20 protein-coding genes are annotated in these 23,983 nt (G+C 49.5%); 9 read left to right on the top strand and 11 right to left on the bottom strand.

The window, feature by feature from the left end:
• The first annotated feature begins 245 nt into the window (after positions 1-245).
• From QF041_RS23245 to QF041_RS23205, 9 genes are all read left to right on the top strand, one after another.
• Positions 246-1,721 (top strand): phospholipase D family protein, encoded by a 1,476-nt coding sequence (locus QF041_RS23245; RefSeq protein WP_307415857.1) that lies wholly within the window; start codon positions 246-248, stop codon positions 1,719-1,721.
• A 126-nt stretch (positions 1,722-1,847) separates the two neighbouring features.
• Positions 1,848-2,471 carry a TetR/AcrR family transcriptional regulator gene (locus tag QF041_RS23240; RefSeq protein ID WP_307415856.1) on the top strand — a complete coding sequence of 208 codons (624 nt, stop codon included), beginning with the start codon at positions 1,848-1,850 and terminating at the stop codon, positions 2,469-2,471.
• The gene (locus QF041_RS23235) at positions 2,468-2,809 is read left to right on the top strand and encodes a DMT family transporter (protein WP_221825442.1); all 342 of its coding nucleotides are present in this window, start codon (positions 2,468-2,470) and stop codon (positions 2,807-2,809) included. Before QF041_RS23240 ends, QF041_RS23235 begins: the two co-directional genes overlap by 4 nt.
• Entirely contained in the window at positions 2,809-3,123 is a 315-nt protein-coding gene (locus QF041_RS23230) for a DMT family transporter (protein ID WP_017691901.1), read from the top strand. Before QF041_RS23235 ends, QF041_RS23230 begins: the two co-directional genes overlap by 1 nt.
• Positions 3,124-3,328: 205 nt before the next feature.
• On the top strand, positions 3,329-3,460 hold the full coding sequence (locus tag QF041_RS23225) for a hypothetical protein (RefSeq protein ID WP_256721316.1): 132 nt from the start codon (positions 3,329-3,331) through the stop codon (positions 3,458-3,460).
• A 213-nt stretch (positions 3,461-3,673) separates the two neighbouring features.
• Positions 3,674-4,621, top strand: coding sequence for a TetR/AcrR family transcriptional regulator (locus QF041_RS23220; RefSeq protein ID WP_249912686.1), 948 nt, complete (start codon positions 3,674-3,676; stop codon positions 4,619-4,621).
• Positions 4,622-4,654: 33 nt separating this feature from the next.
• Positions 4,655-7,891 carry an efflux RND transporter permease subunit gene (locus QF041_RS23215; RefSeq protein WP_307415854.1) on the top strand — a complete coding sequence of 1,079 codons (3,237 nt, stop codon included), beginning with the start codon at positions 4,655-4,657 and terminating at the stop codon, positions 7,889-7,891.
• A gap of 171 nt (positions 7,892-8,062) precedes the next feature.
• Entirely contained in the window at positions 8,063-9,655 is a 1,593-nt protein-coding gene (locus tag QF041_RS23210; RefSeq protein WP_307415853.1) for a hypothetical protein, read from the top strand.
• A gap of 285 nt (positions 9,656-9,940) precedes the next feature.
• The gene (locus tag QF041_RS23205; RefSeq protein WP_307415852.1) at positions 9,941-11,617 is read left to right on the top strand and encodes a PucR family transcriptional regulator; all 1,677 of its coding nucleotides are present in this window, start codon (positions 9,941-9,943) and stop codon (positions 11,615-11,617) included.
• A gap of 16 nt (positions 11,618-11,633) precedes the next feature.
• Here QF041_RS23205 and QF041_RS23200 read toward each other — a convergent pair whose 3' ends face one another.
• From QF041_RS23200 to QF041_RS23150, 11 genes are all read right to left on the bottom strand, one after another.
• On the bottom strand, positions 11,634-11,861 hold the full coding sequence (locus tag QF041_RS23200) for a hypothetical protein (protein WP_307415851.1): 228 nt from the start codon (positions 11,859-11,861) through the stop codon (positions 11,634-11,636).
• On the bottom strand, positions 11,861-13,306 hold the full coding sequence (gene hydA / locus QF041_RS23195) for a dihydropyrimidinase (RefSeq protein ID WP_307415850.1): 1,446 nt from the start codon (positions 13,304-13,306) through the stop codon (positions 11,861-11,863). The genes QF041_RS23200 and hydA overlap by 1 nt, the downstream gene beginning before the upstream one ends.
• Complete coding sequence (gene preA / locus QF041_RS23190; RefSeq protein ID WP_062836927.1) at positions 13,303-14,598, bottom strand: NAD-dependent dihydropyrimidine dehydrogenase subunit PreA; 1,296 nt, start codon at positions 14,596-14,598, stop codon at positions 13,303-13,305. The genes hydA and preA overlap by 4 nt, the downstream gene beginning before the upstream one ends.
• A 461-nt stretch (positions 14,599-15,059) precedes the next feature.
• Complete coding sequence (locus tag QF041_RS23185) at positions 15,060-16,427, bottom strand: NAD(P)-dependent oxidoreductase (RefSeq protein WP_307417040.1); 1,368 nt, start codon at positions 16,425-16,427, stop codon at positions 15,060-15,062.
• A gap of 49 nt (positions 16,428-16,476) precedes the next feature.
• Complete coding sequence (locus QF041_RS23180) at positions 16,477-17,358, bottom strand: nitrilase-related carbon-nitrogen hydrolase (protein ID WP_307415849.1); 882 nt, start codon at positions 17,356-17,358, stop codon at positions 16,477-16,479.
• A 4-nt stretch (positions 17,359-17,362) separates the two neighbouring features.
• The gene (locus QF041_RS23175; protein ID WP_307415848.1) at positions 17,363-18,652 is read right to left on the bottom strand and encodes a M20 family metallo-hydrolase; all 1,290 of its coding nucleotides are present in this window, start codon (positions 18,650-18,652) and stop codon (positions 17,363-17,365) included.
• A 98-nt stretch (positions 18,653-18,750) separates the two neighbouring features.
• Positions 18,751-20,124, bottom strand: a complete 1,374-nt coding sequence (locus QF041_RS23170) for an aspartate aminotransferase family protein (RefSeq protein ID WP_307415847.1) — start codon at positions 20,122-20,124, stop codon at positions 18,751-18,753.
• Between the two features lie 21 nt (positions 20,125-20,145).
• Complete coding sequence (locus QF041_RS23165; protein WP_307415846.1) at positions 20,146-21,210, bottom strand: ABC transporter substrate-binding protein; 1,065 nt, start codon at positions 21,208-21,210, stop codon at positions 20,146-20,148.
• Between the two features lie 140 nt (positions 21,211-21,350).
• Positions 21,351-22,289 (bottom strand): ABC transporter permease, encoded by a 939-nt coding sequence (locus QF041_RS23160; protein WP_307415845.1) that lies wholly within the window; start codon positions 22,287-22,289, stop codon positions 21,351-21,353.
• Positions 22,286-23,098 (bottom strand): ABC transporter permease, encoded by an 813-nt coding sequence (locus tag QF041_RS23155; protein WP_307415844.1) that lies wholly within the window; start codon positions 23,096-23,098, stop codon positions 22,286-22,288. The genes QF041_RS23160 and QF041_RS23155 overlap by 4 nt, the downstream gene beginning before the upstream one ends.
• On the bottom strand, positions 23,079-23,903 hold the full coding sequence (locus QF041_RS23150; protein ID WP_307415843.1) for an ABC transporter ATP-binding protein: 825 nt from the start codon (positions 23,901-23,903) through the stop codon (positions 23,079-23,081). Before QF041_RS23150 ends, QF041_RS23155 begins: the two co-directional genes overlap by 20 nt.
• Between the last annotated feature and the right edge of the window lie 80 nt (positions 23,904-23,983).

The raw sequence follows: 23,983 nt of genomic DNA, 5'->3' as shown, positions 1-23,983 counted from the left end.
AAATGTCCAGATTTCAAAGGTTATATCATTGGTTCCCCGTCCTTGTCAGGCATATAAAAACCCTAACATTCTACAAAAATAATACACCCATTATACACAACGCTCAGACACCTGTCGATTGCATAATGTCAATTTTGCCATATGCATTTTACCGCTACATTCGTTATGCTAGCGGGTTCTCCTGCGTCAACGTTATCACCCGTGTGGTAATAGAAGTCAGCAAGTACAGAAGGGGGAGTCCACCGTTGGTCTCATTACGCCGCCATACATCAGACCGCAAGTCTTCACGCGGCAAATTTCCATACATACGAACAGGACTCGTCCTATTGGTCCTATGGCTCATCGCCGTCATGTTCTATCAGACCTACAAACCATTACCAACGGGCATTTCCTACGAAAGTCCGGAGTATCGTGTGGATCAAGTCGAGTTCCTGCATGACCTCACTTATCCTTCCTCCGACGGACAGATGGAGCATGAACAGCAGATTTTCCAGCGCATGATGCAGATTGTGGAGGAAGCAGAGCAGTTTGTCCTGGTGGATATGTTCCTGTTCAATAATTATCAGCACAAGGGACAGAACTTTCCTCCCGTGAGTACTGAATTCACCGAGGCGCTGGTCGCCAAAAAAAATCAGCATCCTGATATGGACATTTGGTTCATTACAGATGAAGTAAATACCAACTATAACTCAGCACCCAATCCGTTGCTGGAACAAATGAAACAAGCAGGCATTCATGTGGTCATCACGGATGTGGACCCTTTGCGTGATTCAACTCCGGTATACTCTGCGGTCTGGCGTACCTTCTTCCAATGGTTCGGCCAATCCGGAGATGGCTGGATCAAAAACCTGATGGCCACGGATGGTCCAGATGTAACGGTCCGTTCCTATCTCAAGCTGCTCAATGTGAAAGCAAATCATCGCAAAGTTGTTGTTAGTGAGAAGACGGCGATTGTCTCTTCTGGCAATATTCATGATGCGAGTGCCTACCACTCGAACATTGCATTTGAAGTAACAGGCCCAATCATTGGCGATATTCTTCAGTCAGAGCAAGCTATTCTCGACATCTCAGGCGGAGGTCAGGTTCCGTCCTATACTGCGCCTTCCCCGGATTCAAACACGGGAGATTTGCGAATACGTTATTTAACTGAAGGCAAAGTGAATGACGCTGTACTCCATGAGATCAATCAGGCTGGCAAAGGTGACACCTTATGGATGGGCATGTTCTATGTGGCCTCGCCGAAAGTATTGGAAGCCCTGCTGGAAGCCGCAAAACGAGGAACCGAGATCCGGCTTGTACTGGATCCAAATGAAAATGCCTTTGGTCAGGAAAAGATCGGCATTCCGAACCGTCCTGTCGCGGCTGAATTGCATGATAAATCCGACGGTAAAATTCAGATCCGCTGGTATAACACCACCAAAGAGCAATACCATACCAAGATGATCTATCTTGCCAAAGCAACCGGAGATCATATTGTCCTGGGGGGTTCAACCAACTTCACACCTCGAAACCTGAATGATTACAATCTGGAGAATGATTTATGGATTGCTGCTCCTCCAGACAATAAGTTCACGCTTGATATCGCGAATTATTTCGAGCGTATTTGGAATAATAATGATGCCGAATTCACGTTAGACCTGGATGAGTTCCAGGAGAAGACTACGTTTTTGAAAGGTATCCTATATAAGCTGCAACTGATTCTGGGTTTTACAACCTTCTGATCAAAAACCACATTCATAACTGTTATGTCCGTCTGTACTCTACTGTGCAGGCGGATATTTTCATCTTGACAGGGAATGTGAAGTGTGAAAATATAATTACCTAACGACCGTTAGGAAGGTGATTGAATGACTGCACAATCCATTCGGGATGCAGCCCTGTTCCATTTTGCCAGAGATGGCTATGAGGGAGCTTCTCTGAGAGCTATTGCTGATGAAGTCGGGATTAAAAAACCGTCCATATATGCACATTTTAGCTGCAAGGATGACTTGTTTTTACACACCCTGGCCTTTGCCTTTCACGAGGTGAAACGGCACACACTGGAATATTTCCGCGATCATGCGGATCTGCCATTGGAGCAGAGGCTGAAAGGCTTGCTGGTCTGGTTCGAACAAGAATACAATGCCCATGCTTCGGCTCGATTGATGTTGCGTAATTGTTTTTACCCACCCCTTTCTCTGTATGGCGAAGTGATGGATCAGGTGTATCCGTTTATCGATGGTATGGAACGTGCACTGACTCGTCTGCTGCAAAGGGCAATGCGTAATGAAGATATACCGCCTCTTCCCGCGGAACAAGCCGCTATTGCATTTATGACGTTCCTCGACGGTATTACCGTGGAGATTATCTATGGAAGTTCCCGTCGGTACAAGAGACGGTTGGAAGCAGCCTGGCCTGTATTTTGGCATGGCATTCATCATTTGAACGAAGAGGCACAAAGCGTTGTGCCGGAAGGAGATTTAACAACATGAACCGCAACTGGTTATATGTATTTATCGGTGGAATTATTGAGATTGTCTGGGTAAGCGGGCTGAAACATGCCTCGAATGCCTGGGAGTGGTCTTTAACGGGGATTGCCATCGTGATCAGCTTTGGACTGATCATTGCCGCTTCCAAAAGGCTACCTGTGGGTACGGTGTATGCGGTCTTTACGGGAATTGGTACGGCGGGTACCGTCCTTACGGAAATGGTATTGTTCGGTGAGCCGTTCCGCTTGGCCAAAGTATTGCTCATCGGGCTGCTGCTCTGCGGCGTAATCGGACTGAAGCTGGTTACGGATCAGCAAGAAGCCAAAGGAGGTGCAGTATAATGGCTTGGATGGCAATTGTAGGTGCAGGGATATGTGAAATTTTCGGCGTAATCGGTATTAATGGTGCTTCCACCAAGAAAGGATGGCCATACATCGTACTTATGCTGGTGTCGTTTGTGTTCAGCTTCTCGTTGTTGTCCTACGCCATGACGTCCATTCCCATGGGCACAGCGTATGCCGTGTGGACGGGGATCGGGACGGTCGGCAGTACGTTAACAGGCATGTTCCTGTTCGGTGAACGGAAAGAAGCAAAGCGTATCCTTTTTATCGCGATGATTTTGGTGGCAGCCGTTGGTCTGAAACTGATCACATAATGGAACGAAATGAAGTTACACTCTATATCTCCGGTGATAGCATATGCTTCCGAAGAAGCTTTCTTACAGAAAGCTTTAAGGCGAACACTATTAAATTCTGTAATATAAAAAAAGACGACTTCGATCAGGAAGTCGTCTTTTTTGGGGAATGATATAAATAGGGAACCTCTTTATACTTTGCTACGTAAGAAAGGATGTTGTCGTCATGAGAAAATTATTGGCACGCATGGGTTCTTATACTGGGTATACCCTTCTGATCGGCATGGCCATCTTCTATCTCATCGCTCTAGTCGCCATTATTATACTCGCCTTGTACGCCTTCACTGGAGGAAACTAACTCAAACGCTCTTGATACCTTATCCCTATCGTACATACAAGCTGGACCTTGTTACTTGCCGTCTCTACTTCCCTTTGATCAGCCACTTTTCCCCATATACATTTTCCAATTTACTCCCATTTGAATTCCTTCAACCAGATCGTTTATACTTATTTTGACCTTAAAGTCAATTCAAGAACTCACAAGTTCCCTGATGAGGTGAATGCATCGTTAATGAACCCTATACATGAGATGAATGAGAAGAAAAAGCTCATCATTACTACAGCACTCAAGTTATTCTCATCCAAAGGCAGTGCTGCAACATCCATGCAAGAGATTGCAGAATTATGCGGGATGTCCAAAGGCAGTCTTTACATCATGTTCAAATCCAAAGAGGAATTAGAAGCCAGTACTCTGGAGTATTGCATGTACACACTCATGGATGAGATGACACAGATTGAGCATGAAACAAGTCTTACCTCTCGAGAACGTCTGCAAAAGCAGATTGAGACACTGCTCATCCATGTTGCCGAACTTAAGGAGTTTCTGCGAGTACAGATGCGCAGCATGATGATGGATGATGAACAGCAACGCAAGGAACAATGCCATCCGCTGCAAAGAGATCTGGAGGTCCGTACCTTACATTGGTTTAAGGATAAGCTGGAGGAGCAGTACGGGTCGGAGATTGAACCTTATACGATTGACCTTATTTTGCTGACACAGGGGCTGTTCCTCTCCTACGTCAAGATCTGGTTTACAGAGATGCCGTCCCTTACTGTTACCAAAATGGCAACAAATTTACTGCAAATGATGGACTATGCAGCGCACGGATTCCTTAAGCAGAGACCTTTGCCTTTGATTCCTTTGGAGGACTGGCCTGCCTGGATTACCGAACCTCATCCGGATTCCACGGTAATGCGGCATCCTATTCATATTATCAAGCAAATGCAGGATATTGCTGCCTCCGAATTGCCTGCTGGGCAACCGAAGAATGATGTACTTGAGACCATTGCCATTCTCCGGCAGGAGATGATGGAATTCACGCCGCGGCGTGCCATTATTCTGGGTATGATGCACAATCTGGAGAACATAACTGCCATTCAACCTTTGCACTCCGAGCTTCAGCATATTCTGGATGCCATGTATAGCCGGTTCATCCAGGCTGACTCGTCACACACATAAACAGGAGAAACAGAGAGGAGAAGAAACCATCGTATGAAAGGTATCATTAATTTTTCACTGAACAACAAGTTTGCGATTTGGATTCTGACGATTATCATCTCTTTCGCAGGTTTGTACAGCGGATTGACGATGAAACAAGAGACAATCCCGAACATCAACGTACCGTTTCTGAATGTCACTGCCATTGATCCGGGGGCTGCACCGGAGGGAATTGTTGAAGATGTCACGAAGCCGCTGGAAGTAAAACTACGTAATGTAGATGGCGTGAAGACAGTTACCTCCACTTCCATGGAAAATGCAGCATCTATTACACTCGAATTTGATTATGGAACAGATCTGACCAACGCAACCGCAACCGTTCGTGAGGCACTGAATGAAGTTCAATTGCCTGACAGCGTGCAGAAGCCGACCATTTCCAAGTTCAGCATTAACTCTTTCCCGGTTGTATCTCTGAGCCTGTCCGACAAGGACGGCGGTGACCTGGAACAATTGACAAGACTGGTTGAATCGGATATTCAGCCTGCACTCGAAGATATTGACGGTGTAGCTCAGGTTCAGGTGTCCGGTCAATTTGTGAAAGAAGTTCAATTGAAGTTTGATCAAGCCAAAATGGCCGAGCTGGGCCTGACCGAAGATACGGTAAATGGCATCGTTCAAGGTTCATCCATTCGTGTGCCCCTTGGACTGTTTGAACTGGATAAATCCCAGAAAGCCGTTGTCGTAGATGGAAACATCATCGACATCGATGATCTGAAAAACCTTGCCATTCCAGTCGTACCCGGCGGTGCCGGTGCTTCCGCAGGCAATGGTGCAAACGCAGCTCCACAAGGCTCTGGAGCACCAACTGGTGAAGCTGGTCAAGGTACCGCTCCAAGTGCTTCACAAGGAACGGACCAGACTGCAGGCCAGGCTGCTGGCGGTAATGCCGGTGTGGGTAGCCCTTCAGGTGCTGCCAACGTAGCTGGTATCCCTACAGTAAAATTAAGTGAAATTGCCAAGATCGAAGTCATCGGTCAAGCGGAATCCATTTCCCGGACAGACGGCAAGGAATCGATCGGTATTTCCATTGTAAAATCCAACGATGCCAACACGGTTGATGTTGTTAACGCAGTCAAAGATAAAGCGGAAGAGTTGCAATCGCAGTTCAAAAATGCTGATTTGACTGTCCTGCTCGACCAAGGTAAGCCGATTCAGGACTCGGTGAACACGATGCTAGGCAAAGCCGTTTTTGGCGCCTTGTTTGCCATCCTGATCATCCTGCTCTTCCTGCGTAATATTCGTTCAACCATTATCTCCATTATCTCGATCCCGCTCTCCTTGCTCATGGCATTGACTGCGCTCAATATGATGGATATTACCTTAAACATGATGACGCTGGGTGCGATGACGGTTGCCATCGGACGGGTTGTCGATGACTCCATCGTTGTTATCGAGAACATCTACCGCAGGTTAACACTCAAAGGTGAGAAACTGAAAGGCCGTGAACTGGTTCGTGAAGCAACGCGGGAGATGTTTGTTCCTATCCTTTCTTCCACGATCGTAACAATTGCCGTATTCCTGCCACTGGCTTTGGTAAGCGGTATGGTCGGTGAGTTATTCACGCCATTTGCACTGACCATGGTATTCGCTTTGCTGGCATCCCTGATCGTGGCCATTACCATTGTGCCGATGCTTGCGCACACCCTGTTCCGTGGAGGGTTGAAGAACAAACAGAATCACGAAGAAAAACCAGGCAAGATGGCGGAAGGTTACAAACGCCTGCTGAACTGGACTCTGTCACACAAACTCATCACAGTCAGTATTGCAGTGATCCTGCTGGTCGGCAGTTTGTTCCTGTACCCGTTCATCGGTGCAAGCTTCTTGCCGGAACAACAGGATAAATATGTGACCATTACGTACAGTCCACAAACAGGAGCTTTGCGTGAAGATGTCGAAAAAGAAGCACTTGTTGCCGAGAAGTGGTTGCTGGAACAACCGGGTCTGGAGAAAATGCAATATTCCATCGGCGGAAGTAACCCACTGAGCAGTATGGGTGGCGGTGGTTCCAACTCGGCTCTATTCTATATTGAATATAACGAAGATACGAAAGACTTTACTCAAGTGAAGGAACAGCTTGTCGAAGGTCTGAAGAAGGAAGTTACCGTAGGAACCTGGAATGAGCTCGACATGTCTGGCGGTCTGGGTGGCAGCGGCCTGAGCCTGTCCATCTATGGCGATAATGTAGAGCAACTCAAACCTGTATCGGATGAAATTCTGAAACTGGTTGAAGCGGATAAGGATAATTTTGAAAAAGCAGATACAACACTCGCTGACACCTACGGACAGTATACGCTCGTGGCAGATCAAGAGAAATTGAGTTCCCTAGGCCTGACTGCAGGTCAACTGGCTATGACGCTCAGCCCGGCACGGGAACGTCCTGTGCTTACGGAAGTCGATATTGATAACAAAACGTACAAAGTATATGTAGAAACAGACAACAAAACATTCAGCAGCATTAAAGAAATTGAGGATGAAACCGTCACTTCACCGCTTGGCATCGAAGTACCAATCAAAGATGTTGCCAAAGTAGAAGAAGGTACGTCCCCGAACTCCATCATGCAAATTGATGGTAAAGTTGTCGTACAAGTCACAGCCAACATCCTGGCTTCCGATGTACAGAAAGCTTCGAGCAATTTACAGGCTGAGATCGACAAACTGGATCTGCCTGATGGCGTTGAAGTGAAGTTCGGCGGTACAACCGAACAGATTAATGATACCTTTACTCAACTGGGTCTCGCCATGCTGGCAGCCATCGCCATTGTATACTTCGTGCTCGTTGTTACCTTCGGCGGCGGATTGGCACCATTCGCAATCCTGTTCTCCCTGCCATTTACGGTTATTGGTATTATGGTAGGTCTGTTCATCGCTGGTGGTACGCTTGACGTCTCCGCCATGATGGGTGGACTGATGCTCATCGGGATCGTGGTAACCAACGCCATCGTGTTGATCGACCGTGTTATTCACAAGGAAAAAGAGGGTATACCTACCCGTGAAGCCTTGCTGGAAGCCGGTGCAACTCGTCTGCGTCCAATTCTGATGACCGCTCTCGCGACCATCGGTGCCCTGTTGCCACTGGTTACGGGTCTCGAAGAGAGTGCGGGTATCATCTCCAAAGGACTCGGAATCACCGTAATCGGCGGTCTGATCAGCTCCACGCTGCTCACACTGGTTATCGTACCGATTGTGTATGAGTTCCTGATGAAGTTTAAAAAGAAAAGAATCGAAGATTAAGAAATAGAGAGTCGTTCTCATCTAACGGTTCAAGTACAACTTAAATACAGACTATAATATTTAGCTTCTCGCCCCTTAGCGCATATTGGAATGGTTAACAATTCCGATATAAAGCTAAGGGGCTTTTTTTGAATGAGAGCTCTAATTTTAACAAACTATAGGAGGTCATAGTTGTATATGTTACTTAGGTCCAGAACAAGACTTTACACCTGTTGTTTACTTGTTATCTTTCTTATTTCTATCACAGTTGTGGGTATTCCAGGCACAGCACTCGCTTTACCTATTGAAGAAAAGGAACTCCCCCAGGTCTCATCCAAGGAACATTTACGGTTTCGGGCTATATTTAGTGGAGATGTACAGAATGGTCAAATGGTTGTGACCGTGAAAATGAGTACGACCAGCTTTGACACGGGTGAACGAATGAATGAGAAGTTTACATTTAATCTGCCGCCAATCAAAAATATGAAGAAATCATCAATGGATATGAATTGGAGGAATCAGGGGCAAGGCGAACTTACGATGACACCTGCCGGATTGAAGGCCTATGGAATTCTCGATCCTGAGGATGGTGTCGGTGGAGTACTGTTTGAGTTTAATCTCAAAACTGAGACATTGAGAAAAGTTGTGGATCTGCCCACTGACGCTACGGTGTTCGTATATCCTTCAGCAGGTGCATATATGCTAGAAAGTAACTCTATTCGCAATCCGGTATCCTACTTGTATCGCATTACGGATAGCAAACCCATTCCTACAGCCACACGTTATCCAAACCGATTTAGTGGTGTTGGTGAGAGGTTCATGCCCTGGTTCGAAAAATATCCAAGTTATGGAACTCACATTATTAGTGGTACTGATTCAAAGAATCCAGCCATGTTCACCTTGATTGATGGTCAACTAAAGAAGCTGGCAATTCAGGCCTCTACCGATGAGTCTGGCATTGGATATACACGCAGAATCATTCCTTTTAAGAAAGAGCAATTGGAGCTATACATGCCTCATACATACACTCCTTTTTCTGAAAACACAACAACTCTCAGCTACACTAAGGGGAAAAAGAAAAAGATCCTGTTCAAAGGCAAAGGATATCTGATGACCTTTATGTCACCGAATCAAAAATACCTGTTGCTCTCCCAGGAAATCGTGGAAAAGGGAAAACTCCAGCAATTAAGAATGTATCTATATGACCTGTCCGGCGAACCCAAATTGGTACGTGAAATCAAACCTCATTATGGTTTGGGAAGTCGCGACGTAGTATGGTTCTCCGATGATTTAATGATGATTAATTACAGCACTGGCATGCCAAACACATTTCCACCTGTATTCTATTCAGTAACAAGTGATTATGCCATACCTGCAGATGATCAGACGTTCATCCTTTATAACTCCTATAATCATCCAGAGAATTATTGGGACAATTTCAGCTATGAACAATTAAATTCACTTAACGATCCTGTACCTTTTATCTACAATGGCAAATATCTTGTTTTTAAAGGACAGGGACCCTTCTCGCTAAAAGGAAAAACGTACTTTCCGATTAAAGCATTTGCCGAACAAACCGGGGTAACCCTGACAACAGATGCTACGCATGTCATTTTAACAAAAAACAATAACGCTGTGACTCTATTCAAAAAGGATCTTCCGAAATCCTTTGGTAATTTATATATGTCTACCGGAGATCTTCGAAAGCTTGGTTTCAAATTTACGTATGCTGGTGCACACGGATTTGAATTTAACGACTCAAGTTCTAACCTTCAAACAGAATAACTACATTCACTTGTACTTCCGGATACCCATGAAGCATCGTCCGGAAGTACTTTTCGTTCATGATAGCGAACTCATCATTAAATAAGCGTCATATAGACTGACATATAAATTCTTCATTTTAATCAAAATCACAAAAAGTAGAGATCCATTTGTCATTTGAAACAAAGTAACGTTAGATTTCAGCCCATCGGCTGTAAATAGACTTATAATATGGGTTAATTATGCAAGTTGACGGATTCCAGACTCCAGATAGATCACATGTTATTGGAGAAGGACGGTGGTTGTGTGGGGGAGACAACGCTTCATATTCAAGTCAGAGACATGTTAAAACGTCCTGTGTTTCGCAAGGCGGAAGTTCTGGCCAGTGATCGTGCGCTGGAGCGGTATGTTCGCTGGGTTCATATCATGGAAGTTCCTGAGGTAGGGGACTTACTCAATGGCGGGGAATTGGTGCTGACGACAGGCATTGGCTGGCAGGAAGGTGAGCAGCAAGGTCTGTCTTTTCTGCGTCAGTTAATTGCACGCGGGGCTGCCGGACTCTGCATGGAGCTGGGGGATCACACCAAATCGCAACTCGGTGCGATGAAAGAAATTGCAGTCGCCGCGGATTTCCCGCTGATCTGGTTCCACGAACAAGTCCGTTATATTGATATTACGCAAGACTTGCATTTCACCTTGATTCGCAGTCATCAGCGGATGATCGCTGAACTCGATAGTCTCACCACTTCCTTTAACCAACTTCTTCTGAATGGAGACGGGGTACAACCCCTGCTTCGATTATTGTCACGAACAACCGGATGTGCCGTGGCGTTATATCCACTTGAAGGGGAAGCAAGTGCCGTTCCCTACTGCCCTCCAGAGCAGCTGGAGACTCGTCGGCAGGATTGGTTTTTGCAGCGGGAACATTTGGCGGGGGAGGATATTCCGAATTTAATGCAGCTGTCAGATAACACATTGCATGCACTCAGCATACCTGTTCAGGCGTTAGACTACACCTTTGCCGACCTTGTGCTGAGGCATCAAAAACTGCCGGATCAAGATTCAAGCATACCAATCAAACCCTCGGATGAATTCGTCATTCAGGCACTGGAACGATGCGCGGCCGCGATTGCCCAGGACTGGATGCGAACCAAATACATGGAAGAGAAACGCCGCTACAAGGAAGATATGTGGGTCATTGACTGGCTTAACGGACATCACTCCACGAAGGAAATCCATGAATATGTATCCACCGTTAATCCCCTTCTCGCAACGAGCAAAGCTACCATAATCTTATTCGACAGCAACCCCGCGTACACAGACAGCCTCAAACTTCAGAAATTATTGATCCAACGCAACATCGTTGCCCGTTCCGTGTTCGCTCGGGAGAACTTCACCCTCTACAGCACCGTTCTGAACCACCAGATCATTCTTATCATTCTCGACCCACTACCTGGATCTCAGCGCAAAAGCAGTCTCTGGCGCTGCATCGAACAGCTGCAGCAGCACGAGCAGGAACAGACCCACTGCCTCTTCTCAGGCTTGATCGGTATCAGTCATAACTGCACAGACCTCTCCCGTCTCAAGGATAGTCTGGAATCCGCGAAGGAGACACTGCGAATTCAGAAGGACATCGGTGTGATGCAGCAGCCCTTTTACAGTAACCTTCATTGTTACCGTATCATTGCCAGCATGAAGCAGAGCGGTAATCTGGATGATTTCATCCAAGAATATTTGGGGCCGCTCATTCGTTACGATGTGGAGAAAGGAGGTCAACTGCTGCGGACCCTCAAGCAATATTTGGTCCTGTGCTGCTCCAAGCAAGAGACGGCCACCGCTCTATATATCGTCAGACAGACACTGTATCACCGTTTGGACAAAATCGAAGCCCTTTTGGGAGAAGACTATATCCTCCCCGAGAAAAGGGTTGCGATCGAACTTGCCATCTACGCCTATGAGTACGTTCATGGGCCAATCGCATGAAGAACTCCAGCATCGTCTAAGCTCCCCGCTGCGCCTGAAGCTGGCGAATCAAAATGTGACTGAACCACTTCCGTCCAGACGCCGTGCCCACGTATTGCTCTTGTTTCTCTTCGGGAAGATCCGGGTGCCCCCATATGACGTGAGCACCCTCCAGATGTTCCCGTACCGCATAGATCCGATAACCCTGTGCAACCATTCGCTCTATGGCGATCCTCTCGGCCTCAAACACATCATGATCTGACATCAGCTTCTCCCTCCATTCACTGCCGTCACAGGCTGTTTCACCGGTATGGGTGCACCTGCATCATACTTGTTGCGCTTCACATATTGGCCTGCTCCTGCCAATCCTGCGAATTGCCGATCTCGAATGACATACTCCCCGCGGCACAACACCGTCACCGGACATCCCTGTACCTGCATACCTTCAAATGCACTGTAATCCACATTCATATGATGCGTATCTGCCGAGATCACCCTGTTTACAGAGGGGTCAAAAATAACGATATCCGCATCTGTCCCGACAGCCAGAGTCCCTTTCTGCGGAAATAATCCAAATAACTTGCTCGCTCTTGTCGAACACAGATCGACCCACTGATTGAGCGTAATCCGCCCCTTGACTACACCTTCCGAATACAGAATACTGAGGCGATCTTCGATGACAGGCCCCCCGTTCGGAATTTTACTGAAATCATCCTTACCCAGATCCTTCTGCCCTTTGAAATTAAACGAACAATGATCGGAGCCAATCGTCTGCAACTGGCCACTTTTTAGTGCGTTCCAGAGTACTTCCTGATGCGCTGCTTCCCGCAACGGTGGTGACCAAACATACTTTGCACCTTCAAAGTCCGGCTGATCCAAGATCGACTGATCCAACGTCAAATACTGAGGACAGGTCTCCCCCCAGATTCGATAGCCCATTTCACGCATACGCGCGATCTGCTCCACAGCCTCCGCACAGGTCACATGCACCACATACAGCTGTGAATCCGCAAGTGCAGCCAGACGTGCCGCACGCCCTGTTGCTTCTCCCTCCAGCATGGATGGACGAGTCAACGCATGATGAATCGGCTCGGTGCGCCCTTCGGCCAGCGCCTGTCGTACCAGCAGATCAATGACATCCCCGTTCTCGGCATGAACCATGACGAGTGCGCCGTACTCTTTTGCCTTTTGCAGCGTCTGGAAGAGAATCCCGTCATCGGCCTGAAACTGGTTTTTATACGCCATGAACACCTTGAAGGATGATACGCCCTCTTCTTCAATGATCTGCGGTAACTCTTCCAGCACCTGATCATTCATCTCCCCAATCATGAGATGGAAACCGTAGTCGATGGCGGCTTTACCCTCGGCTTTGGCGTGCCACTCTTGGAGGGATTCGACTAATGGACGGCCTTTTTGTGTCAGACAGAAATCAATGATCGTTGTTGTACCGCCAAAGGCTGCTGCTGTTGTTCCTGTCGAAAAATCATCCGCCGTTACCGTTCCACCGAAGGGCATATCCAGATGCGTATGCGGGTCTATACCGCCCGGAATGACGTAACAGCCCGCTGCATCCACAATCTCCGTTCGTTCGTCAGGCACCAGTCCGATACCAATCTGTGTGATTTTACCCTTTTCGATCAATATATCTGCTTCAAAGGTATCCGACGCTGTGACCAACACACCATTACGAATCAATTTGCGGGTACTCATGATATCGCCTCCTTGGTTGATTGATCTCTAACGGATTGCAGCATCGCAATCGCAGACTGACGTTCATTCCAGGTTACAGGTTCCTGTTCAGGTACAAGTTCAACCATCTCAATCGCCCCATCCACCGGGCAAACGATCGAACACAGATTACAGCCAACACAGTCCTCTTCCACCACTTCCAGATAGGAGCCAGACGGGTCGGTCAACATATCAATACACTGATGCGAGGTGTCCTCACAAGCAATATGGCATTTGTTGCAATTGATGCAGACATCGCGGTTGATGCGGGCGACCACTTTGTAGTTCAGATCGAGATTGCCCCAATCCGAGTAACGTGGGACCGTCTGACCTACCAGTTCTGCAACGCTGCTCAGACCCTTTTCATCCAAATAATCGTTCAGGCCATCAATCATGTCCTCCACTATACGGAATCCATGATGCATCGCTGCGGTACATACCTGAACCCCTGTAGCGCCCATAAGCAGAAACTCTGCGGTATCCCGCCAATCAGATATGCCACCAATCCCTGAGATCGGTACACCTACCTCTGGATTACGCGCACACTCAGCAACCATGTTCAGTGCAATTGGCTTCACCGCTGGGCCACAGTATCCGCCATGCGCTCCTTTGCCGCCCACATGCGGCACGGTATTCCATGAATCCAGATCCACACCTGCCAGGGAGTTAATCGTATTGATCAGAGAGATCGCATCTGCGCCACCGCGGACAGCTGCCCGGGCAGTCGCCGTAATATCCGTGATATTCGGCGTGAGCTTCACAATCACTGGTGTGGTCGCCACTTCCTTCACCCACATCGTCTGGAGTTCTACCAGATCCGGCTGCTGACCGGAGGCAGCTCCCATGCCACGCTCAGCCATGCCATGCGGGCAGCCAAAGTTCAGCTCCAGGCCGTCGACACCGACGGCTTCCACCTTTTTCACAATCTCATGCCACTTCTCCCGCGTAGGTTCCACCATCAGTGAAGCGACAACCGCGCGATCCGGGAAGCGTTTCTTGGTCTCGGCAATCTCCCGCAGGTTCACTTCCAGCGGACGATCGGATATCAATTCAATATTGTTAAACCCCGCTACACGCTGTCCGCCAAAATGGACCGCCGCGAAACGGGAGGATGTATTGATAATTGGCTCACCCAGCGTCTTCCACACCGCACCACCCCAGCCCGCCTCGAACGCACGCTGAACCTGATACCCCGTATTGGTCGGTGGTGCAGAAGCCAGCCAGAATGGATTGGGTGATCGAATACCTGCCAGATTAATGGATAAGTCAGCCATAACGATCCCTCCTTGGTGTTGTTTGAACTTACTAGTTACACTGGACATTTGGTCGCGCTCAGGATTTATGCGTAGTAATTGGTTCTGGATAGCACCTAAATTCTAACGAACCGTACATCTCTTATTCGGGACCTATGGGGCAATTTCAAAATCTAACGATTCGTAGAAAGCTTATATGGCTGTATTCGCTCATTTCGGCTTCATTTCAACAGGTGTTCGTCAACATAAGACGTGTGAGATTCTTTAGATTTTTCAATCCTCCATTATTGCCACTATAAGATGTGTAGGGTTGGTTAGCGCATAAGGGACACAGGGTTTCGATGCACACCAGACCTCTTGCTCAAATCTACACTTTCAACACTCTAGCAGTCCCTTGCGCCCTCCCCCCCGTACTCTCTCCTTGCATGCTTCCATTCCACGCTTTCCGTGCACGCTCCACTTTCCCTTGTCTCCCTCACAACTCACGCCGTCTCTTCCACCTGTCCAGGCAACGCCTTCATGACAGCGGCGGCAGCCAGCTTACCCTGCTGTGCAGCCGAGACAACCATCGCCTCACCCTGCCCTTGACCAAAAATAACGTCTCCTGCCGCATAGATTTGAGGATGCGAGGTACGGTACGTATCCGGCTCGATCTCGACGACGCCCCAGTGGTGACGAAGCCCAAACGCTTCGATTAATGGTAATAAACGATGCTGCCCAATCGCCCGGATGACCGTATCACATTCAATCATGAACTCCGATCCTTCTACAGGCACAGGCAACGCGCGCCCACCACCAGGCGGGGTAATTAGCTCCATTTTCACGCATTCCACAGCCTGAACCCGACCGTTCTCGTCTCCAATAATACGCTTCGGCAGGGTAAACCAGCGGAACTCCACACCCTCCTGCTTGGCAAACGTATATTCAAACGCATACGCCGTCATCTGGCTTTCCCCGCGCCGATATAACATCTGCACCCGCTCGGCACCAAGACGTACCGAACAGGTCGCTGCATCTACCGCCGTGTTGCCCGCGCCAATAACGGCGACCTTCAGACCATTCAACGCGGGTGGAACACCTTGCTTTGTAGACTCCACCAATTCAATGGCATCATAGACCCCTTCCAGTGTCTCTCCTTCAATGCCCAGCATAGGTACTGAACCCATGCCACATGCCAGAATGACCGCTTCATGTTGCTCCAGCAACTGCGTAGCAGGAATATCCACACCGATGCGCACCCCATAACGGATCTGCACACCAAGAGCTTCTACCTGCTCCACTTCCCATAGCGCAACCGATTCGGGCAAACGGAAAGATACGATGCCGTACGTATTCAGCCCGCCGCCTTTGGGTTTGGCTTCGTAGATCGTCACCTCATACCCTGCCCGCCCCAGTTCACGTGCCGCAGAAAGTCCCGCAGGACCCGCTCCCACAACAGCAACGTTTCTCCCATTGGCAGGTGCTGCCTGGAATAACGGCTCGTTCTTCGCTCGTGCCCAATCAGTGGCGTAACGTTGTAAGTCACCTATTCGAATCGGCTTCGACGATTCGTTTAGTACACATGCGCCTTCACATAACTCTTCTGTGGGGCATACACGTGCGCAGCTGGCTCCAACCGGATTCGCATCCATAATGGTGCGGGCCGATCCTTTCAGGTGCCCTGTCGATATTTTGCTAATAAAAGAAGGGATATTAATGTCAGTTGGGCAAGCCTTGATACAAGGTGCATCGTAACAGTACAGACAGCGGTTCGACTCCTCCATCGCTTCCTTGCCTGTCATGGCGGGTTTCATCTCGGCAAAACGACTCTCCCACCCATAATCGGATAACGTTGTTCCTGAGCTGTTCATCAATGTCATGCACCTCCTGAAGTTTGATCCGGGCTAGCTTCCAGCTACTTCACAGACGAACCAGATGTTCGTACGTTTCCGGCCTGCGATCCCGGTAGAATTGCCACACATTACGCACCTCACGAATCATCTCCGTATCCACCTCGCCAATAACGACCTCATCCTGATCCCGGCTGCCTATCGCTACCATTCTGCCTCGCGGGTCGACCAGGTACGACTGTCCGTAAAATTCACCCATATTCCATGGCGCTTCCACACCGACCCGGTTGATGGCCGCTACATAATAGCCGTTAGCTACCGCGTGAGCAGGCTGTTCCAGTTTCCACAGATATTCCGATGTACCCGCAACTGTTGCGGACGGATTGAACACAATTTCTGCCCCCGCGAGCCCGAGCAATCGTGCACCTTCCGGAAAATGACGATCATAACAGATGTACACGCCGACTCTGGCGTAGGCCGTATCAAATACCGGATAGCCGAGGTTGCCTGGTTTGAAATAATACTTTTCCCAGAACCCATTCGTACCCTCACCCGCCTCCACATGCGGGATATGATGTTTGCGATATTTGCCCAGATATGAACCATCCGCATCAATGACGGCTGCCGTATTGTAATACGAAGCAATGCCCTCCACCTCGTACACGGGTAAAATAATCACCACCGCAAGCTCCTTCGCCAGCTCCTGAAAACGTCTGGTCGTTGGTCCTTCCGGCACCGGTTCAGCAGATGCATACCATTTGGGATTCTGCTCTGTGCAAAAATACGGGCCATAGAATACTTCCTGCAGCCCGATGATCTTGGCCCCTCTTGCAGCAGCTTCACGGACCAGCGCAATGTGCTTCTGAACCGCAGCCTCTTTGTGCACCTCAACGGGAGCCGAACCCTCAATCCCATGTGAAGCCTGGATTAATCCGATGCTGACTTTGCTCATAACGTCACAACGCCTCCTCAGGTAAAATGATTGGTTGGTTCATTCCACTGCACATCCTCCGAATGGTGCGATACAACACTTCCGTGCCAAGTCCAATATCCTCCGGGGAGGAATATTCGCTGGGATGATGACTGATGCCGTCCTTGCTGCGGACAAAGATCATGCCATAATCACACACAAGCGAAAGGGCCAACGCATCATGGAACGGACCACTCATCAGTTCTGGCAAAGTAACCCCGATCTCTTCCGCGGATGAACGAATCACCGACTTGATTGGCTCTGCACAATACCGCGGCTCACTATTCGTATCCTCTGTCAGCGAGTAGGTTAGACCATATCGGAAACTCACGTCATCCAAAATGTTCATCAATCGGGCTTCAAGCCGGTTCCTGCGCTCCATCTCCATGTCTCGTAAATCAACCGTGAAGCTGACTTCCTCCGGGATGATGTTACGCGAGTCTGGAAACACCCTCAGACTTCCCACCGTACCTACGGTTGGAGCTTCCGGGTCTTCTCTCACCATGTCATCAAAAGCCGCAATGACTTTGGCGCTGCCTACCAAAGCATCATGCCGCATCCCCATCGGAACAGAGCCCGCATGACCCGCCATGCCTTTCATCGTCACCGTAAGCCACAGCGGGCCCGAGATGCCCGCCACCAGACCTATCGGAGCATTCAGCGCTTCCAGCACCGGTCCCTGCTCAATATGCAGCTCCAGATAACTGCCAATGGAACCTGGCGGATAGATCGCTTCTTCAAAATCTGAAGGAGAACAACCAAAGGCTTCCAGCGCCTCCCGGCGGGTCACTCCGTTTTTATCCTGCCGCTCCAGTTCGCCTTCTTCCAACTGACCAGTTATACCACGCGAGCCGAACAGACCTTTGTTAAAGCGGGAACCCTCTTCATCGCAAAAGGCAATCACCTCAATCGGCATTCGGGGCTGAATGCCATTTTCGATCAGGCATTGCACTGCTTCGAGCGCGCCGAGTACGCCAATCGCACCATCATATCGACCGCCGTAGGGCTGAGAGTCGATATGGGAACCAATCATGAGGATCGGCAGCGCCTGATCCGCACCTTCCAGACGACCAATCAGATTGCCAAACGGATCAAGTCGTGTCGTCAGACCGGCCTTTTCCATCCAGAGACGAACCTGAATGATGCCGTCCATATCTTCCGGGGTCAGGGCAAGTCGGCAGACACCCGTCTCCGCGATTCGGCCAATCTGTGACAACTGCTCAATTCGTTCATTCAGCCGCAGCTGATTAATGATTTTGCCTGTTGTGGTCTGCATCCTGCCTCGCCTCCTTGCGCTTATTTATCGCGTAATGATATGAAAATCTCCATCTCGCTTGCTAAACCGTAAACGTCTGTCGTACCTGTGTATGGCAACTAACCTGCGTCCAGACTACGCAGCGCAACGAGCAAACTTCCAGCGATCAGATCCAGCTCTTCCTCGGTGGTGACAAATGGCGGAGAGATCGTCAAAATGTTTGCAAACCCCGGTACGGTATCGCCGTTCTTGCCAATCAGGATGCCATCCCTTTTACAACTGGCGAGTACTTTCATCACTTTGTCCGCCTCCGCAGGAGATCCGTCTGCTTCAATCAATTCAATGCCACAGGCGAATCCGAATGAACGGATATCCCCCACAATGGACAGCTCCAGCAATGGCACCAGCTTCTCACGAAGCAGTTGTCCCAGTTCTTCCGCCCGGCTGACCAGATTCTCTCGTTCCAGAATCTCCAGATTCGCGAGTGCCACCCGGCAGGACACGGGATTCCCACCAAAGGTATTCACATGGCGAAAATGGGCATCCGGTCCGGGTTCCCGGAACGTCTCATACAGATCGGCTCGCACCGCCGTTGCTGATAGCGGCGAATAGGCACTGGTCATGCCTTTTGCCATTGTCACAATATCAGGCTGTACGCCATAGTTCTGATGACCAAATTTCTGCCCAGAGCGGCCAAAACCACAGATTACCTCATCTACAATGAGCAACACACCATAGCGCTGACAGATCTCTTGCACGGTACGCATATAATCCGGCGGGGGTACAATCATGCCGCCTCCTGTGATTACCGGCTCCATAATTACTGCCGCAACCGTCTCTGGACCTTCCCAACGAATCACCTCTTCATAGATGGTTGCACATTCAAGTGCGCATCCATTCTTATTTCGTCCAAACGGACATCGGTAACAATATGGTGGCGGAACATGAGAAAAACCCACGCCAAGCGGCTCGTATTTGATCTTGCGGGCGGCTTGCCCGGTGGCGCCCAGCGCTCCCATAGAGTTACCGTGATAAGCACGGTGACGGGAAATGAATTTGTGCCGAGTAGGCTCACCATTCTGATGGTGATACTGACGGGCTATTTTGAAAGCCACCTCATTTGCATCTGAACCTGAGTTGGAGAAGAATATTCGATACTCCCCCTCCAGCCAATCATTCAGCTTCTCCGCCAGCAAAATCGCTGGTTCGTGACTCTGTGTCATCGGTACATAAGCGAGTGCTTTCATCTGTTCATAGGCACTTCTCGCAATCTCCTCACGACCATGCCCCACATTCACACACCACAGTCCAGACATCGCATCCAGATAACGCGTACCATCCTGATCGGTGATCCAACTGCCCTCCCCACTTACCGCAATCATTGGATGATCGTTATGAGGTGAGATGTGATGCCATACGTATTTGCGATCCTTCTCCAACCATTCTTCCTTCGTACCGCCAAGCGGCTGAGGCTGCTGATCTACAGAACTCATTCGTCATCCTCCTCCACACGCTTATTTCACCGCTTCTTCATAGATGCTTTTCTCGAGCGCTTCATCCAGATTTGCGGCTTTTTTGATCAGGCCATAGTTCAGTGCAATATCCGCAGTTCGGGCAAAGGACTCATCCACAAAGTTGCCGACTTGCTGTTCCGTAAATCCTTCGGGGCGAATCAGCTTTGCAATCTCTTCGAGCATCGTGACCTGATGCTCGCGGGTGGTGCTGCCATCCGTCACATTACTCATCACGATATCCACCGTTTCATCCTGTTGATCAATGGCGTAGTTCCAGCCTTTCAAAATGGCACGGGTCACTTTGACCGCAAGCTCACGGTTGTTGTCTACCCAATCCTTCTTGGCAATCAGCGTGTCCTCCAACATCCCAACACCAGCATCTTCAATATTGAATACATCCAGATCGGATTCTTTCATTCCACTTTCCAGCACCACGTGATATTCGTTATAGATCGTTGCCGTCGCCACATCTACCTGATCATTGAAAAACTGATCCATTGTGAACCCTTGCTTCACCAGTTCAATATCTTTCTTCGGATCTAGGCCATTCTTCTCCATGAACGCGAGCACCTGAAACTGCTGACTGCCAAACCAGGTACTGACCTTCTTGCCTTTCATCTGAGCCGGATCAGTAATGCCCAAGGACTTCTTGGCAATCAAGCGATAACTACTCTTCTGCGAGATCTGGGCGAGCGAAACGAGCGGCAAGCCGTTATCCCGGCTGACCAGTAGACTGTCTACTCCCGTGATCCCCACATCGGCCGCACCATTGACCACCTGCTGCTCAATCACAATATCCGGACCACCCGGAATAATCTCGGCATCAATGCCTTCATCTGCAAAAAAACCTTTCTCCTTCGCTGCATAGATCCCGGCAAACTGCGCCTGCGGCACCCATTTTAGCTGAATTTTCACTTTGGTTAAGGGTTGATCTGCTTCCCCCGCCCCTCCTGAACTCGCAGCGACAGGCTCAGCCGCCGGCTCAGACTTCGTAGAACATGCGCCCAGCATCGTAACAACCAACAGGACCAATACCAGCAAACCCGGCTTCAACATTTTGTACATGTACAGAACAACCCCCTGTTTATATACGACTTTTCAAGCATCAGTCCGTGTTCAAAAAGTCTGCTTTTCAATACCGTGGACTTTTTGAACAACCTCAATCACGTATTACGATCTATGGATGGTTGATACCCTGATGTATGTTAGTGATCTGTGCGTGCACGATTCCACGGAGTGAGTCGTTTTTCCGCCAGAACAACCGCTTCATACAACACAATGCCGAGCCCCGCGGCGATGACAATGCAGGACCAGGCCAAAGGCATGTTCGCCAGTCGAATCTGATCCGAGAGCAAGTATCCGAGCCCCTGGGACGCGATGAAAAATTCACCCACAATGGCCCCAATAATACTGGTCGACATATTGATCTTTAGACCGGCAAAGAGGGAAGGCATGGCGTGAGGCAGTCTCAGCTTCCAAAAAAACTGCATCCTGCTCGCGGCAAGGCCACTCAGCAGATCACTGTACTGCGGTTGAATTGAAGTCAGCCCTTTGAACAGGCTGACAGCCATGGTTGCCATCGTAATCACCGTGACAACAGCAATACGAGACCAGATCCCGTCACCGAACCAATTGTTCATAATCGGGGCAAGGGCCACGATGGGGACCGCGTTCAGTGCAGACAAAACCGTAACCGCCGCCCTGCCGCTTGTGGGAAAGAACGATGCACCCGCTGCCGCCATAGCGCCTAGCAGGGAACCGAGCAGGAACCCACCCAGCATTTCGGTTCCGCTGTACATCGCGTAACGAAAGAGCATATTGGCATTTTCCTGTATGGATGCCGCAATCGCGGAAGGCACAGGCAGCTGGTAGCTTTCCAGCGAGAATATCCAATGAAACAACCTGAGCTGCCAGAGGGCGAGAAACAACACACCCGCAACCCAAGGAAGCATACTCAGTGCAACCGATCGTCCGCGAACGCCAGAGCCCGATCTAGCCTTTCCGGCTTGTCCCCGTTGTCCATGAATTTCCGATCCTGGGACAGCTGCCGTCTGTGAACCATTGAGGGTCGTAGCCGCGCCAGTTACAGCAGCAATCGACACACCTTCATCACTTTTTCGGCTCAACACGCTACCTTCACTCATGTGGCATCTCCTCCTTTGGCCCTGAATTCAGGCTGCCAAGGGGTTAGCCAACGTTCAGCCAGACTGATGGCCAGAAATGAGATCAGGCCAATGCCAATGCTAAGCATGATGGTGGCCCAGAACATGCCAACTTGGGCATGGCCGTAATATAACGAACTGACCATCAGGACGCCGAGTCCATCGGGAGCGCCCATCAATTCCACAACGATGGAGGAAGTCACCGTGAGCGGAGCAGCTATTTTCATACCGGAAAATAGTCCCGGCAGTGCTGAGGGCAGCAGACATTTGATATATCGTGCAGTCAGTGAAGCTCCACAGGAACGCATCAGTTCCAGGTGCTCTGGTGCTGCACTTTTCAATCCTTTTAACGTATGGATGATGATCGGGAAGAAAGTGACATACGCCGCCATAACAATTCGGGCCCACTCCGCGTTGTGAATGATGCCGTACACAATTGGTGCGAGACCAATAACCGGAACCATCTGTGAGGAGACAACATATGGCGATAACGTGCGCTCCAGCCAGACAGCCGCACTCATGAGCAGCGCCAAACCCAGACCCAGCAACGTTCCCCCTGCAAAACCAATGGCTGCATTGCCAAACGTGACAGCCCCCTGCTCTGCGAGCGTACTCGAGTAACGAAACAAGGCTGCAAGGACTTCGTGCAGATAAGGAAGCCGAGACGCCGCCTGCTGGGGTGACAAGAACAGTTGGAGTATCCAGGCGATTCCTTCCCATAGCACCAATATGGCCATAATCCAGATGACGACCCAGGATCGATATCCCGGTTTAAAGAACCGCAGGGACATGAGATTCATCACGCTCCTCGTAGAAGCAGTTGCGAATGGTTGTGATCATGTGGTAGAAGGCTTCCGTTTCTCTCAGTTCACTATGACGTTTGAAAGGCAGATTGACGGAATGAATGGAATGCACTTGCCCCGGATGTGCCGAGAGCACGATGATCCGGTCGGACAGAAACACGGCTTCGGGGATGCTGTGTGTGACAAAGAGGAAGGTCTTGCCTGTTGAGCGCTTGATCTCAAGCAGCTCCAATTGAAGCTTTTCTTTCGTGAATTCATCCAAGGCAGAGAAGGGTTCATCCATGAGCAGCAATGGCGGATCAAGCGCAAGTGCACGCGCAATGGATACACGTTGCTGCATCCCTCCACTGAGTTGCCATGGATAATGGTCGGCGAAGCGGGTTAGCCCTACCATTTCAAGCAGTTCACCGCTAATGCGGCGGCACTCCTTACGGCGGGTACCGAGCAGTTCCAAGGGCAATTCCACATTGTGACGAACGGTGCGCCAATCGAACAAGGCGGGGGTCTGGAAGACAATGCCGAACTGCCGCTGTAGCCGAGCCCGCTCAGGCTCCTGGCCTGCAATGCGTACGGTGCCTGAGGTAGGTTGAAGTAAATCACCCACCAGCCGGAGCAAGGTCGACTTGCCACAGCCGGAAGGGCCCAGCAGAGAGACAAACTCATTAGACTGGATCTGGAATGTAACATCCGACAAGGCAGTGACTTGTTGTGTACCTGTACCAAAAACAACGGACACATGATCTAGATCAATATGGCAGGCTTCGGGGACTGTGGCTGAGGATATGGAGGACATGGGCATTCTCCTTTGTGGGAAGTTGTTTTCATTGCACACCAAGGCTGAATGGGAGGTTTATATACACGAACGTAACAGGT

The sequence above is a fragment of the Paenibacillus sp. W2I17 genome (genome assembly GCF_030815985.1).
GTDB lineage: Bacteria > Bacillota > Bacilli > Paenibacillales > Paenibacillaceae > Paenibacillus.
This window is presented reverse-complemented; position numbering and strand designations above follow the sequence as displayed.